The organism is Acidithiobacillus sulfurivorans, from assembly GCF_018853815.1.
GTDB classification, from domain to species: domain Bacteria; phylum Pseudomonadota; class Gammaproteobacteria; order Acidithiobacillales; family Acidithiobacillaceae; genus Acidithiobacillus; species Acidithiobacillus sulfurivorans.
Map to the genome: position 1 here is coordinate 1 of NZ_JAAOMP010000100.1, position 15,281 is coordinate 15,281.

The window sequence follows — 15,281 nt, forward strand, 5'->3', positions numbered from 1 at the left end:
AAGGGCGTGCTGACCACCGCCAGTCTTATGGTGGGTGCCCCTGCGGCGGCTGATGCCATACGCCGGGCGAAAAGCTTGCCTGGACTGGGTGTCGGTTTGCACCTGACTCTGGTGGATGGAGCGCCGTTGTTGCCGGCGGAACAGGTGCCTGATCTGGTGGACGTTCAGGGTCGTTTTGCAGCGGATTTATGGTTGCGCGGCGTGCGTTATTTTTTTCTGCCCAAGGTGCGCCGGCAGTTGGCGGCAGAAATTCATGCACAGTTTGCCGCCTTTGCAGACGCCGGTCTGGTGCTCGATCATGCCAACGCTCACAAACATCTGCATTTGCATCCTACGGTGTTAAGTCTGATGCTGGATACTGGGGAAGCATTTGGATTGCGGGCAGTACGTCTCCCCTGGGAGTCACTGGCGGTGGCGCGATGTGGTGGTGCGCGTGGCTTCGCACCTGCCTTCTGGGCTTTTTTTTTGCGCCCTTGGTTGGCGAGAATGCGCCGACAACTGGATAAGCGTGGGCTGCTTTATAATGATTTGCTTTGCGGCCTGGATGCCACCGGACATATGACCGAGTCGCGCCTGCTGGGTCTGCTGAACTGTCTGCCAGAGAAGGCTTTGGTGGAAATTTATTTTCATCCGGCCACCACCCAGAGCCCTTTACTGCGAACACTCATGCCCGATTATGAGCCCCAGGCAGAATATGCCGCCCTGCTGAGTCCCAGGGTTGGGGAGTATTTGCGTGATCACCAGATTGTGAGAGGTAGATTCAGTGATTTCACCGGCGGCTGAACGATTCCTGGAAAGCATCGGAAAATCCATTGCGCTTTTTTTTGTGCAGGTGGTCGATTTTTCGGTGCGACGGGCTCTTTGGGTGATGGGATTGGTGCTGATTGGTACCTTGCTGGCCCTGTTTTATGCGGTTACACACTTTGCAGTAGATACCAATACCAGCCATGCCTTGTCTCGCGATCTGCCCTTTCAGAAACGTGAGCTGGCTTACCACCAGGTATTTTCCCAGGACCAACATACTATTGTAGTGGTACTGCAGGGGAAAAATCCTCAGAGTAGCGATGCAGCAGTTACCCGTCTGGAGACCTGGCTGCGCGCTCGTCCGAAAATGTTTCACAGTGTGTATGTGCCGGGTGGAGGCAGTTTTTTTGAGCGGAATGGTCTGCTCTATTTGTCTCCGGAAAAAGTAAAGGATTTTGCCGATCGCATTACCAATGCCCAGCCCCTGATTGCCCGCTTGTCTGCTGATCCCAGTCTTGGTGGTTTAAGTGATTTGTTGAGCATGGCCATCAGTCAAAGACTGAGTAATGGCGTACAGTTGCCGGGCATGACGGCCATATTCTCGGCGTTGAATGAAGCAGTGGAAGCGCGACTGGATGGTAAGCCGTACCAGCTTTCCTGGAGTGAAATGATGGGCGGGGACCTGGCCAAGCTGGGTCCTGCCCAGCGCTTCGTCATTATTCAGCCGGCCATGAATTATCATTCCTTACAGCCTGCCGAGGCTGCCATCCGGACCTTGCAAGCCGGTTTGCAGAGTTTGCAGTTAAATACCGCCCACGGCGTCAATGTCGGGGTGACCGGAGGGGCCGTGCTGGATGCGGAGCAACTCCAGACCGTCAGTCATGGTGCTGGTGAATCCTTGGCGCTGACTCTGGGGCTGGAAATTATTCTACTCAGCATTGCCCTGCGCTCGGTGAAATTGGTGAGTGGTGTGGTGATCGGGCTCATATCGGGCATTATTCTGACGACGGCCTGGGCCTTGTTTTTCGTTGGCCCCTTTAATCTCATATCTGTGGCTTTTGCTATTTTGTTCATTGGTCTGGGTGTGGATTTCGGCATTCAATTCTGTCTGCGCTATCGCGAAGAATTGTTCAACGGTGCGGTACATCGGGTAGCGATGCATCGGGTGACCCAGGGTATGGGAACGGCGCTAGGTTTGGCCGCAGTGGCTGCGGCACTGAGTTTTTACGCCTTTGTGCCTACCAGTTATGCCGGAATTGTGGATCTTGGGCTGATTTCCGGGACCAGCATGCTCATTGCGCTGCTGTTGACTCTGACTTTTTTGCCTGCTTATTTGACCTTGTGGCCCATTGCCGTAAACGGGCAACATCGGGTCATTAATTATCCGCATTTTACGATGGTGCCCACCCTGGCAAAACATCCAATCCATCGCTATGCCTACTGGATATTGGGCTTGGTGACCATACTCACCATTGCGGCCATTCCCCTGGCTTTGCGGACAACTTTTGACTTTAATCCACTACACATGATTGATAGTCACGCCGAGGGCGTGAAAGTTTTTGAAAAGCTGTTGGCCAACCCCGATACTGCTCCGTACCGGATGGAAGTACTCACGCCCAATATTGCCGCTGCTCAGGCCGTGGCCCGGCGCGTCGAGCAGTTACCGACGGTGGCACGCGCATTGACTGTGGAAAGTTATATTCCCAAGGAGCAATCCAAAAAACTGGCTATTTTGCAGAATCTGCAGATTCTGGTGCCACCCTTTTCACTGATGATGCCGACAGCATTGACGCCACCTGCTGCGGATACGCGTAAGAAGCTGGATAAATTGGTCAAGGATCTGCGCGCACTAGCCGTCAAGGATGGTCAGACGTCTGCGGATGGCAAAATAACTGGGCAGTTGGCCGATCATCTTCAGACATTTTTGCAAGAGCAGGGAAAACAGCCTGCCGCCATGAATGCTTTGCAGAACAGTGTGATGGGTACCCTGCCAGGGGAACTGAAACAGCTGGGCATGGCTTTGTCAGCCGGACCGGTCAATTTGCAAACCCTGCCAGCAGCGCTCAAGGATCGCTATGTGGGTGCGGCGGGTCAGGCGCGTGTAGAAATTTTTCCCAAGGCCAATCTGAGTAGTAACCAGGCCATGTATCAGTTTGTGCAGAGCGTGCTCAAGGTCGAGCCTGGGGCGGTTGGAACCCCGGTGATGCTGGTACAGGGTGGAGAGGCCGTTCTTGGTGCCTTTCAGGAGGCTACCTACATTGCGCTGGCAAGTATCAGTCTGTTGTTGCTTTTAGCCTTGCGCCGTTATCGGGATGTGCTGCTGATCATGATTCCTTTGCTGCTGGCGGCACTGTTTACGGTCGCCGCCATGAGTCTGCTGGGCTTGAGTTTCAATTTGGGCAATATTATTGTTCTGCCGCTCCTGATTGGGCTGGGTGTGGCATTCGCCATCTATATTGTGGTGCGCTGGCGCAATGGCGTGGATGTCGCCCATCTATTGGGAACTTCAACGCCGATGGCCGTGTTTTTCAGTGGTCTGACCACCCTCAGTGCTTTTGGTAGTATGGCCGTATCCCGTGATCCGGGCATGTCGAGTCTTGGCGAGGCACTCAGTCTGGCGCTGGCTATTGTGCTTTTGTGTATATTGATTATTTTGCCGACCCTGATGCTGCTGTTTACGCCCTCTCCTCGCGAAGAGGGTATAGAACAGGATGAAGGCAGCTAAACCTTGAAACAGAAAATATTCATTTTGCTCACTGGACTGCTGGGTATGGTCCTGGGTGTTTACTTGGTGCTGCATGCCGGTTTTGCCGAAATTATGGCACTGCTCGCCGTGGCGGGCTGGGGACTGCTCTGGTTGTTGCCTTTTCATTTGCTGCCGCTGGCTCTGGATACCTTGAGCTGGAAGTGGCTGTTACGTGGCAAGACGCGTGCCCCCTTTGGGTTTTTGTTGTGGCTCGCCCTGATTCGCGAATCGGTGAATGGTTTATTGCCGGTGGCACGGATAGGTGGTGAACTGCTGGGAATCCGAATGCTCAGTCAATACGGGGTCTCGCCCTATGTGGCCGGTGCCAGTGTCATGGTCGAAATCACTTTGACTCTGGTGAGTCAGTTTTTGTTTGCTTTACTGGGAATTGTGGTGTTGCTGTTCGCGATCAGCAATCACCTCCTGGTTTTAGAAGTTCTGGGGTTCCTTGTCCTGTCGATCCCGGTGCTGGTCATTTTTTTCTGGCTGCAAAAACATAAAGGCTTGTTCTCGCTGGTTCAGAATATCAGCAAGCGAATGCTTGGCGGTTATGATCTTTTGGGGATTATTGGCGATCCGCATCTACTGGATGCGGAAATCCGGAGTTTTTACGACAAGGGGCGCGCTTTGTTGGTGGCCAATTTTTGGCAATTAGCCGGGCTTTTTGCGGGCACTCTTGAGGTCGTTTTTACTTTTTGGCTGCTGCACCACCCGGTCCCTTTCTGGGCGGCTTTGCTCCTCGAAAGTCTGGGGCAAGCTTTGCGAAGTGTGGCATTCGTGGTGCCGGCAGGTATTGGTATTCAGGAGGGCGGTTTTATGCTGTTTGGAGCGGCTGTCGGTATCGGTCCAGATCTGGCTCTGGCTTATGCTTTGGCCCGGCGTCTGCGCGAACTTTTTCTCGGCGTTCCGGTCCTCTTGTCATGGGCTGCATCAGAAAGTCATTATATGCGTCGAAGGTGGTTACAGGTTGCAACCGGGAAAGAGGGGATTTTATGACGGCAATGGCCATAGAGCTGGGTTCTGAGCAGCATCGTGATTTGTTTTGCCAGTTCATGCACGATACCCATGTGCATTTTGATCCTGCCAATATGCCTTGGCCGGAACTGGATGCTGCCACGGAGCAACGGGTCAAATCCTTGCCTTTCTGGGGTGAAGCGGTAGCGACGGAGAGTGTCACCGCACGGATGGTCCAGAGTATGGCGGCACGGGAAACTGATCCCGTGGTGCGTGCTGCTGTGGCCCTGGATGGTCAGGAAGAACAAAGACATTCGGAATTACTGCAGGCGTTGGTGAAACATTATAATATTCAGATACCGCCATCTCCGCCGCCGCCGCCCTTGCGGGATCCTTACTGGGAGTTTCTATTTACGGGGTATGGCGAATGTCTGGACTCCTATTTTGCTTTTGGACTGTTTGCTGCAGCCAAAAACTCGGGGTTTTTCCCGCCTGAGCTGGTCAAGATATTTGAGCCGGTCATGCAGGAAGAAGCGCGACACATCATTTTTTTTATCAACTGGTTAAAGTGGCACCGTCGGCGCCTGCCTTTCTGGAAAAAAATTGTTCTGGAGTATCAGCGTATCCAGGTCATCAGCATGCAGGCCTGGGCGCGGATTCAAACGGCAAGGGGCCTGAATGACCATCAGGATGAAAATTTTACCATGACCGGTCATGAACAGGTGAGTAGCGACATTAACCTGACACAGTTGCTCGCATTATGTCGGGCCGAAAACGAGAGACGTTTTGCTGCTTATGATGCCCGTTTGCTGCGTCCGAAATTGGCACCACGTATTGCCAATATACTGTTTTTCTTTCTTTCCCGAGGTAAAGCCGCCTAATTTTTCGGTGTGCTTGTCCCGCATACGCTTTGGTATGTTATACTTAAGTCAATAATGTTGTTATTTGTTCACGGGCTTTACAGCCATCAGGTGGGGGTATTGATATTATGGGTGTTCCTTTAATTCAGAGCTATAAGGTAGGTCGCTATATTGTTTCGCAAAAATTGCGGGGGCGTAAGCGTTATCCTTTGGTCCTGATGTTGGAGCCGTTGTTTCGTTGTAATCTGGCCTGCGCGGGTTGCGGGAAAATCGATTACCCCGATGATGTTCTGGATAAACGCCTGTCGGTGGAAGAATGTATTGGCGCAGCGGAAGAATGTGGCGCGCCTATTATTTCCATTGCCGGCGGGGAGCCACTGATTCACAAGGACATGCCGGAAGTGGTTAAGGGTTTGGTGGAACGCAAACGCTTTGTTTACCTGTGCACCAATGCGCTCCTGTTGAAAAAGCGTATGGATGATTATACGCCTTCTCCTTATCTGACATTCTCTGTCCATCTGGACGGTAATGAACACCGCCATGATGATTCTGTCTGTCAACCGGGGACCTACCAGCGGGCGGCAGTGGCTATTCGGGAGGCAGTTGAAAAAGGCTTCCGGGTAACCGTGAACTGTACCCTCTTTCAGGGTGAAGGGGCGGAAGAAGTAGCCAATTTCCTGGATGATTGCAAGGCCTTGGGTGTAGAGGGTGTGACTATCTCTCCCGGCTTCAACTATGAGCGGGCCCCCCAGCAGGAAGTGTTTATTCAAAGGCGCGCATCCCGGCAGTTGTTCAGGGATATTTTCCGTATTGGTAAGGAACGCAAGGCGAAATGGACGTTCAATCAGTCCAGTCTGTTTCTGGACTTTTTGGCGGGCAACCAGAATTACCAATGTACGCCTTGGGGAAACCCCACCCGCAATATTTTTGGCTGGCAGAAGCCTTGCTACCTGTTGGTGAGTGAAGGTTACGCGCAGACCTATCAGGAAATGATGGAAACGACACCCTGGGATCAGTACGGCGTCGGGGTTAACCGCAAGTGCGATCAGTGTCAGGTCCATTCCGGTTTTGAACCAACAGCGGTCAATGACACGTTTGCGCACCCCTTGCGGGCCCTTAAAGTAGCCTTGCGTGGGCCGCGTACAGAAGGCCCTATGGCCCCGGATATGCCAACCATTCCCCCTTCACAGGGTTCCGACCATCCGGTTTTCCCTTTGCGGGTTGAACGTTAATAAACGCTTGATCGTCCAAACAGGCTAACAGGGAGGTTTTATGCTTTTGAGAAATGCCGTGCTGCTTGCGGCGGTAGTGGCTTTGTCCATGTCGCCAATGATTTCAGCCTCAGCAGCTGTCGCCGCACCGGCCTCGGTGGCCGCGCAAGCCAAGGTGCTGACACCAAAAGCCACTATTGATACGCTCGATGCAGCCTTATTGAAAGCCATGCAGGGTGGCAGCAAAATGGGTTATCAGGGCCGTTATGCCGTTGTGTCTCCTGTGGTCCGGAAAGTCTATGATTTTGACCGGATTGCCAGTCTGACCCTGGGCAGCCACTGGTCTAAACTGACACCCGCGCAACAAAAAGAATTTGTAGGTGTGTTGGCGGACTATACTGCAGCCACTTATGCGGCCCGTTTTGATAATTATGAAGGCGAACATTTTGCGGTCGTCAACAGTGAAACCATGCAGCCCGGAACTGAGGGTGTATTCAGCACGCTGACCATGCACAATGGTAAAGTCCATCGTTTTGATTATCTGCTTCAGCAACAGGATGGCCAGTGGCGTATTGTGAATGTGGTTGCAGACGGGGTCAGTGATTTGTCCCTGAAACGTTCTGAATACAACGAAACCATAAAAAGTAAGGGGTTCCCGGCGCTGATTGCGCACTTAAAAGCGCAAATCGCTCAGTACGCGAGTGAGACACGTTGATGGCTCGTTGGCGTTGGCTGCTCGGTGGTATTTTTACCAGTTCCGTGCTGGTGCTATCAGGTTGTGCTACGGTGGATGGTCCCGGGTCCGACGCATCGGGGACCAGTCGGCCTCCTTTGCAAACGTTGAATCATGCCATGTTCCACGTGAATATGGGACTTTATGATTATGTGCTTGAGCCCGTGTCTACGGGTTACAGGGCGGTGACTCCGGGCTTTGTCCGGGAGGGCGTCAGTAACGTGTTTTCCAACGTGGGCATGCCTTACATTTTTATTAACGATTTTCTGCAAGGTCGGGTACAGCAGGGTATGGAGGATATGAGCCGTTTTCTGGTCAACTCCATATTCGGTGTGGGTGGTTTGATTGATGTGGCAGACAAGCTGGATTTACCCATGCACGACAATAGCCTGGGGGTGACTCTCGGGGTCTGGGGAGTACCACAGGGACCTTATCTGGTGTTACCCTTTTATGGACCCAGTTCGTTGCGGAGTTTGCCGGGACTCGCCATGGTCATCTTTACCGGCCCCGCTTATTATATCACCAGTACCCCCGCCCAATATGCCTTGAGTGGTATGGGTGTGATTAATACGGGCTATGTGGATGGTCCGAAAATCCGCATGGTTCAGGAGGCTGTGGATCCTTATCAGTTTATGCGTAATGCCTGGGAACAGCATGAACAATATTTGATCAATGGCGGGGTAGTCAGTAAAAGCCAGTTGCTTGAAGGTTTGTCTTTACCTCCGCCTGCTGGAACGACCCCAGCCGGAAATGAATCCAGCGCCAACACGAAAGGAAAGCATTAATATGGCTTTTGATCAGGATGCAGTGCGCCGCACGGCTCATCTGGCCCGTCTGGCCCTACCCCAGGAAGAAGTACCGGCAGTGGCCAGTCAACTGGAAAAAATCATGTCACTTGTTGAGGAGTTGAGTGCCATACCTACAGAGGGGGTTTTACCCATGGCCCATCCTCTGGATCTGGAACAGCCACTGCGCCCAGATCAGGTTTCCAATCAAGATGAACGCCAACGCCTGATGGCCAATGCTCCGGCCGCCGAGCACGGGCTTTTTCTCGTCCCCAAAGTTATCGAATAACAGGAGCAGCATTTGGACCTCCACGATTTTTCCCTGCGGCAACTCCGCGAGGGTCTGCAAAAACGGGATTTCTCTGCACAAGAGCTGACGCAAACCCTGCTCAAGCGTATCCACACCTTAAACCCGGAACTGAACGCTTTTGTAACGGTGACCGAGGCTGCTGCCCTGGAATCTGCCGCCCGGGCCGATGACCGTTTGGCAAAAGGCGAAAGCGGAACACTGCTGGGTTTGCCCATGGCCCATAAGGATATTTTTTGTACGGCCGATTTACCGACCACCTGTGGGTCGAAAATGCTGAAAAACTTTGTCGCTCCTTATAGTGCCACCGTCGTGGAGCGTCTGGCCGCAGAAGGCATGGTGATGCTGGGTAAGCTCAATATGGATGAATTTGCCATGGGCTCTTCCAATGAGACCAGCTATTTTGGACCTGTCCGCAATCCCTGGAATACGGAAATGGTACCCGGAGGTTCTTCTGGTGGTTCGGCAGCGGCGGTGGCTGCGGGTTTGGTGCCGGTGGCTACGGGCACAGATACCGGTGGCTCCATTCGCCAACCAGCAGCACTTTGCGGTATTACCGGAATTAAACCCACCTACGGACGGGTTTCCCGTTATGGCATGATTGCCTTCGCTTCAAGTCTCGATCAGGCTGGACCGATGGCCCGTTCTGCCGAAGATTGTGCTTTGCTGCTGAATGCCATGGCGGCTCATGATCCTCGCGATTCCACCAGTCATCCAGCCGCTGCCAGTGATTTTCTGCGTGGTCTGGATCGTCCTCTACAGGGTTTGCGAGTGGGCGTTCCCGAAGAGTTTTTTGGCGAGGGACTGGATCCGGAAGTGGCTGCCGCCGTGCAGGTCGGGATAGATCAGTTAGCTAAACAAGGCGCATCCATTCAGTCGATTCGCTTGCCCAATAATCCCCATGCGGTCAGCACCTATTACGTTCTGGCACCGGCTGAGGCTTCCAGCAACCTGTCGCGTTTTGACGGGGTGCGCTATACCCATCGCAGCAGCGCAGTAGAAAACCTGGATGACTTGTATCAGCAGAGCCGTTATGAAGGCTTTGGTGCGGAAGTGCGGCGCCGTATTCTGGTCGGTACTTATGTCCTTTCTGCGGGCTATTACGATGCCTACTATCTCAAGGCCCAGCAGGTGCGTAGTCTGATTCGCGAAGATTTCCGCCGCGCTTTTGCCGAGGTGGATGTCATTGTCGGCCCTACGACTCCAGGACCTGCCTTTGCACTGGGTGCCAAAAACGCTGATCCGGTTTCCATGTATCTGGCCGATATTTACACCATTGCGGTGAATCTGGCGGGAATTCCGGCCCTCAGCCTGCCCTGTGGATTCACTCAATCCGGCTTGCCCATTGGCATGCAGTTAATGGGAGATTATTTTGCAGACGACTTATTGTTAAATGTGGCGCATCGATATCAACAGGAAACCGACTGGCATCTGGCACGGCCAAACTTGAAGGCGGGGGAGGCATGAGTATGGACTGGGAAGTGGTTATCGGTCTGGAGGTTCATGCTCAACTCAACACGGCCACCAAAATATTCTGCGGCTGTCCGACTACTTTTGGTGCAGAACCCAATAGTCATACCTGTCCGGTTTGTCTGGCCATGCCGGGAGCATTGCCGGTTTTGAATGGCGCAGCTGTCGATAAAGCCATTGCTTTGAGCCTGGCGATTGGTGCCGAACTGAATCGGCATAGTGTGTTTGCACGGAAAAATTACTTTTATCCGGATTTGCCCAAGGGTTATCAGATCAGTCAGTACGAGTTGCCGGTTGTCGGCAAGGGGCAGTTGACGGTACAGATGGCGGATGGTTCTGAGAAAATCATCGGCGTCACTCGTGCACATCTGGAGGAAGACGCGGGTAAATCCTTGCATGAGGCTTTTGTTGGGCAGACAGGTATTGATTTGAATCGTGCCGGGACGCCACTGCTGGAAATTGTTTCCGAACCGGATATGCGTTCGTCTGCGGAAGCGGTGGCTTACCTGAAGAAACTGCATGCGCTGGTGCGCTATCTGGAAATTTGTGACGGAAATATGCAGGAAGGTTCGTTCCGTTGTGATGCCAACGTTTCCCTGCGTCGTCCTGGGGCCCCTTTTGGTACGCGTGCGGAAATCAAGAATTTGAATTCTTTCCGGTTTCTGGAAAAAGCCATTGAATATGAAATCCTGCGTCAGAAGGATATTCTGGAGAGTGGTGGCAGTATTGTTCAGGAAACGCGCCTGTATGATGCCAACCGGGATGAAACCCGCTCTATGCGCAGCAAGGAAGAGGCCAACGATTATCGTTATTTTCCGGATCCTGACTTGTTGCCTCTGGTTCTGGATGAGGCTCGCATCGAAAAAGTCCGTCAGAGCCTGCCTGAACTCCCGGATGCCAAGCGCGAACGCTTCATGCAGGCGTATCAGCTCTCAGCCTATGATGCCGCTGTGTTGACCGCTGGGCGCGATCTTGCTGACTACTACGAAAGTGTGGCGGATGGAGTGGAAGGTAAGCTGGTGGCCAACTGGGTCATGGGTGATTTGCTCGGGGCTTTGAACAAAGCGGGTATTGAAATTCAGGATTGCCCGGTGTCTGCCGAAAAATTACGCCTGTTGGTGCAGCGTATTGAAGATAAAACTATTTCCGGGAAAATTGCCAAGGAAATATTTGAAGAAATTTTTCACCAGGGTGGTGAAATTGATGCCATTATTGATAGTCGTGGCCTGCGTCAGATTACTGATGCGTCAGCCATTGCCGCTATGGTAGATGAAATTATTGCGGCCAATCCCCAACAGGTTGCGGGTTTCCGGGCGGGTAAGGACAAACTTCTGGGCTTTTTTGTCGGGCAGGTGATGAAAGCCAGTCAGGGTAAAGCCAATCCTGATCAGGTGAATACCTTGTTGCTGGAACGACTCCAGAAGCCGGAATGAAATTTTGAAGTAGCGGTGCTACGGGGTAATACTCGGTCATTTAAAAGGGTGCCAGCAGATGGCACCCTTTTTTGTATGACAATTTTACTGCGTGTGTTCAGGAAGCCGGAACAGTTGCGGGTACTTCCTTAATCAGTTTCAGAAACTCGGAGAACGGGCCCATGTTTTCCATGGCTTCCATTTTCGGACCCTTGAAGTTAAGGCGTCCAAACATCATGGCCATTGCGGGTGAGCCCATGTGATGCCAGTCATGGGTTGTTGCCCACATTTTGTAGTCATAGCTGTAATTCAAGTCTGCTACCTTAATTGCGCCACCGTAGGTGCATTCGGCCTTACCGTCTTTAGCGGCAATTTCGAGCTGAATAGGCGGCGTGGTTTTCATGCTGGAGTCAGAGACCTCCATGAGCTTGTAGCCCTTGCCACCATTATTTTTGATCCACGACCCCGCGAGTTTTTCGGTCAGCGTCGGGTTATTGTTCCATGCTGTGCAAAGCTCCTTGGCCCAGGCCGGAGACATGAAAGCGGGGGTTGTGGATGCTGCTGTTGTGGCGCCATTCTCTGTTGTGGAAGTGCTTGTATCTGCTGCAATTGCCATCGTAGAACCGGCGAGACCCAATCCTAAAACCGTCGCCATCATCATTTTTTTAAACATCATTCTCTCCTCCGCCATGTGTATGGAATGCTCCCATTGAGCATCTCCTGAGTATAGACCGGGTTTGGTCTTGCGGAAACCAAGGTATTTTTAATTTGGCGATAAACAATTAGAAAATAAGCAGATAGTGAGTTTCTGGTGTGTGGAAGGAGTATGTTTTTGTACGACTTAAAGTTGGCTGGCATTCACATTTGCCCGGGCTTTGGTTAAACTCCACCAGCACGGAGGTGTGGCAGAGCGGTTGAATGCACCGGTCTTGAAAACCGGCAGGGGTTTGCGCCCCTCGTGAGTTCGAATCTCACCGCCTCCGCCAAAAATGTAATGTAATAAATTGATTTATAAAAAAATAATTTTTTTAAAGTTAATTTATCTTACCTGTGATCTTAACCTGTGAAAATTCTTTTTCATATGATCACTTCGGTTGCGATAACGAACCATGGAATTATTAGCAAGACTGGCCTTTTTTATTGCACGCTGGATTTCGTGAAAGTTCATGCAGACAGGCTCCCAAGGAAGTTCCAGGGAATCCAACAGGCGATGAACCTGCTGTTCGGCATCAGTAACCAAATTCTTCGTAAACTATTTCAAGATAACAACTCCGAGGAAGCACTTCCCGCCAGTAGGCCATGAGTTTTTTAGTCTTGATAAAAGCTTCCAACCTCTCGCAAGTCATAGGAAAAACGCTGTTCTCCGGCACTGTTTCCCATGATGACATCATAAATGCCTCAGCCATCTACAGCAGATTCTGGTATGCTTCGACCATATTGATTGCCAAGGATGCCCTACCGTTGGCCTTGATCCCGAAAGATCTCCGTTCTCTTGATGCCGATACACGAACTGTAGTAGATGCCATGGCACTGCTCTGGACCTGGCGCCCCCGAACCACCGTTTACGAACTGATCCAGAGTTGGGGCTTAAAAAATCACGCCGGCAAAGCCTTTACGCAGGTCGCCGTCAAGGGTGCGTGGGAGCAGCTCCGACGCGCAGACCTACTCGTGGATCATTCTCGGCGCCAAGCTATGCCCAGCTGCATGACAAGATTCGCGGTCAGGCCTATCAGGAACTTTTGGCGCAGCATCCAATTGCCGAGTTGCGCAGCACCCTCCATCGCAGTGCGAACTGTGACCCAAGTCACAGCCATTACGGCTGGTCATTTTGGGAGGAGGCAGACGCCATCGCTATCCTGCGTCTGGCGGTCTTTTCCGGGGCACCGTTCAGCGATCTGGAGGCCATGCAGAAAGAGATTTCCAGGCGCAATGACTGGGGCACCATTTTTTATGCGGCGTGCATGGAGGCCTTTGATCCCGTACTGATGGACCGGGTCACTCCGGAGTGGCGCTGGCGAATGGCTACGAACGCCTTGGGTAATCTGTGTCAACGCGTAGATCGAGAATACTTGCTTTTCTTTCACTGGACCATGGAACAGGTAAAGACCGGGCGAGAGTCCATCCCAGGACCACTACGATTGCAATTGGGCGAAGTGCTGCTCCATCGCGGCGAAATCAGGCAAATGGTAGATGTGCTCAAGCCAATAGAAAAAGATGCTGCGGCCGATGTGCTGCGAGCGGGGATACGCATACAGCAGGGCCAATGGGCCCCGGCGCAGGCCGAAATGGAAGCGGCTTTCAAAATACTGCGCAAAGCCATGGGCATACGTACGCGACTTTTACCCTACAGCCTGACCTGGATCTCGCCCGCAAATTCTGCCTGGGCGAGGCCGGATCGCGCACGCCATCGGCCCATGACTTCTGGGGAATCTGGGTGCATGCCGTCAATGTGCGACTGGGAGACGCGACCCTGGAGCCCGACGCGTTTCAGGCCTTTGCCAGAATCCGGCACCCCTGGGTGCACTTCGAGCGCGCTATTCTGCGCGCTTGGCTGCGCCCGGAATTGCGCGCTCCCACGGCACATTTCACACCCGATTCCGATCACGCCACAGCGGTGACCAATGCCCGTAAGGCTTTTCAGGACTGCGGTTTTACCTGGCTCGATGCGCAATTTGCGGCGGCAGAGAAGGCTTTCCGCAACGAGGATCCAGGCATTCCTTTTTTCGTAGCCGGAGGACAGGAGTCCTGGCGAAATCTGCTGACTTCCCTGCAATCCTTGGCCACCGATATCGCGCGGGCGCCGGATGCCCATGAAACCCGCCTGCTCTGGTCCGTTCACTTGGGGCCACACGGTACCGTCGAGACCATCGAGCCTCTGGAACAGAAACGAGGCCAACGCGGCTGGGGCAAACCCAAAGCCATTTCCCTGGCGAAAATCGCGGGTAATGAACGATTGGCGCCCCAGGATGCACAAGTGATCCGTGCCATCCGCAAGAACCCTCACTTCGCCCGGTCTTTTTGGTTGGATCGTGCTGCAGCCCTCATTGCCCTCATTGGCCACCCGGGGGTTATTCTCCAGGAGAACCCCGACATTCTGGTAGACGTGGTGGAAGGCACCCCGGAAATCACCGTGTCCAGGGAAGGCGATGGCTATGTGATGCGGGTAGAGCCCATGCTGCAGATGGACGGCAATGAGGCCGCCCATGGGTACGGGCTCAGCAGCGACGAAAAACGTGAGTGGGATGCCTTGCGCCTGATTACGGTATTGCGCGATTCACCACAACGGCTCCGGGTGATCCGGCTGACACCCGCCCAGCGCCGGGCCGCGCAGTTAATTGCCGACCGGCTCATCCTGCCGGCAGATGCGCAACCCGAGCTGCAACAGACTCTCCAGGTATTGGTCAGCCACTTTCAGGTCCAGTCAGACCATGCCCAAGCGGCGCGGGAGATCCCCGCCGAGTCGCAACTGCGCGCAGAACTCTCTCCAGTCGGTGACGGGTTGATGCTGCGTCTGGTGGTGGCGCCTTTGGGCTCGGAAGGTCCTCGCTTCATGCCCGGACATGGACACCAACAGGTGATGGCGGCGATGAAGGGTGAGACAGTGGGTACCCGCCGCCAACTCGGATCAGAAAAAGATCATCTCAACGCGGTGTTGGATGCCCTGCCTTTCCTACCACCACCAGGACGCGCAGATATCGTTTGTGAGTGGGTGGTGGACGACCCCGAAGAAGCGCTGAATCTGGTCGAGCGTTTACCACACCTGGAGGCAATCACCGCCATCGATTGGCCTCGGGGGAAACCGGTTCGCGTGCAAACGATCGATGTGCCCCATCTCAAGGTGGCGGTGGGGAGCAGTCAGGACTGGTTTTCGGTAAAGGGTACGGTTACGCTGGATGAGGGACTGGTGCTGGATCTCAAAACGCTCATGGCGGCGGCACAGGGCAATAGTCGTTTCATCCCTATGGGAGAGGGGATTTATGCGGCCTTGACCCGTGAGTTGCGAGAGCGACTGAATGATCTCGCGGCAGTGGCGGAGCCCGAAAAAAAAGGCGGGCTACG

Annotated in this window: 12 protein-coding genes and 1 tRNA gene; 12 read left to right on the top strand and 1 reads right to left on the bottom strand. The window is 53.3% G+C overall.

The features are described from left to right. The 10 genes from hpnK to gatB all read left to right on the top strand — a co-directional run. Window positions 1-783: hopanoid biosynthesis-associated protein HpnK (gene hpnK, locus HAP95_RS09135; protein ID WP_215883935.1), on the top strand; the 783-nt coding region annotated here is incomplete at its 5' end. Beyond that, window positions 764-3,469: an MMPL family transporter gene (locus tag HAP95_RS09140; RefSeq protein ID WP_215883936.1), complete on the top strand. Its 2,706-nt coding sequence runs from the start codon at window positions 764-766 to the stop codon at window positions 3,467-3,469. The genes hpnK and HAP95_RS09140, both read left to right, overlap by 20 nt. Window positions 3,470-3,472: 3 nt before the next feature. Beyond that, entirely contained in the window at window positions 3,473-4,486 is a 1,014-nt protein-coding gene (locus HAP95_RS09145) for a lysylphosphatidylglycerol synthase domain-containing protein (protein WP_215883937.1), read from the top strand. Continuing rightward, entirely contained in the window at window positions 4,483-5,325 is an 843-nt protein-coding gene (locus tag HAP95_RS09150; protein WP_215883938.1) for a ferritin-like domain-containing protein, read from the top strand. Before HAP95_RS09145 ends, HAP95_RS09150 begins: the two co-directional genes overlap by 4 nt. A gap of 107 nt (window positions 5,326-5,432) precedes the next feature. Next, on the top strand, window positions 5,433-6,536 hold the full coding sequence (hpnH, locus tag HAP95_RS09155; RefSeq protein ID WP_215883939.1) for an adenosyl-hopene transferase HpnH: 1,104 nt from the start codon (window positions 5,433-5,435) through the stop codon (window positions 6,534-6,536). Between the two features lie 40 nt (window positions 6,537-6,576). Further along, on the top strand, window positions 6,577-7,230 hold the full coding sequence (locus HAP95_RS09160; protein ID WP_215883940.1) for an HpnM family protein: 654 nt from the start codon (window positions 6,577-6,579) through the stop codon (window positions 7,228-7,230). Then, complete coding sequence (locus HAP95_RS09165; protein ID WP_215883941.1) at window positions 7,230-8,033, top strand: MlaA family lipoprotein; 804 nt, start codon at window positions 7,230-7,232, stop codon at window positions 8,031-8,033. Before HAP95_RS09160 ends, HAP95_RS09165 begins: the two co-directional genes overlap by 1 nt. 1 nt (window position 8,034) lies before the next feature. Then, window positions 8,035-8,322, top strand: a complete 288-nt coding sequence (gatC, locus tag HAP95_RS09170; RefSeq protein WP_215883942.1) for an Asp-tRNA(Asn)/Glu-tRNA(Gln) amidotransferase subunit GatC — start codon at window positions 8,035-8,037, stop codon at window positions 8,320-8,322. A gap of 12 nt (window positions 8,323-8,334) precedes the next feature. Further along, window positions 8,335-9,807: an Asp-tRNA(Asn)/Glu-tRNA(Gln) amidotransferase subunit GatA gene (gatA, locus tag HAP95_RS09175; RefSeq protein ID WP_215883943.1), complete on the top strand. Its 1,473-nt coding sequence runs from the start codon at window positions 8,335-8,337 to the stop codon at window positions 9,805-9,807. Then, window positions 9,804-11,243: an Asp-tRNA(Asn)/Glu-tRNA(Gln) amidotransferase subunit GatB gene (gene gatB, locus HAP95_RS09180; RefSeq protein WP_264318836.1), complete on the top strand. Its 1,440-nt coding sequence runs from the start codon at window positions 9,804-9,806 to the stop codon at window positions 11,241-11,243. Before gatA ends, gatB begins: the two co-directional genes overlap by 4 nt. A 97-nt stretch (window positions 11,244-11,340) precedes the next feature. Here the strand turns inward: gatB and HAP95_RS09185 are convergent, their stop codons facing one another. Further along, the gene (locus HAP95_RS09185; RefSeq protein ID WP_226832687.1) at window positions 11,341-11,898 is read right to left on the bottom strand and encodes an SCP2 sterol-binding domain-containing protein; all 558 of its coding nucleotides are present in this window, start codon (window positions 11,896-11,898) and stop codon (window positions 11,341-11,343) included. 220 nt (window positions 11,899-12,118) lie between these two features. Here HAP95_RS09185 and HAP95_RS09190 point away from each other — a divergent pair. Together HAP95_RS09190 and HAP95_RS09195 are read left to right on the top strand one after the other, a co-directional pair. After that, window positions 12,119-12,208, top strand: a tRNA-Ser gene (locus HAP95_RS09190). Window positions 12,209-13,656: 1,448 nt separating this feature from the next. Further along, a partial coding sequence (locus HAP95_RS09195; RefSeq protein ID WP_215883944.1) for a hypothetical protein occupies window positions 13,657-15,281 on the top strand: 1,625 nt, incomplete at its 3' end.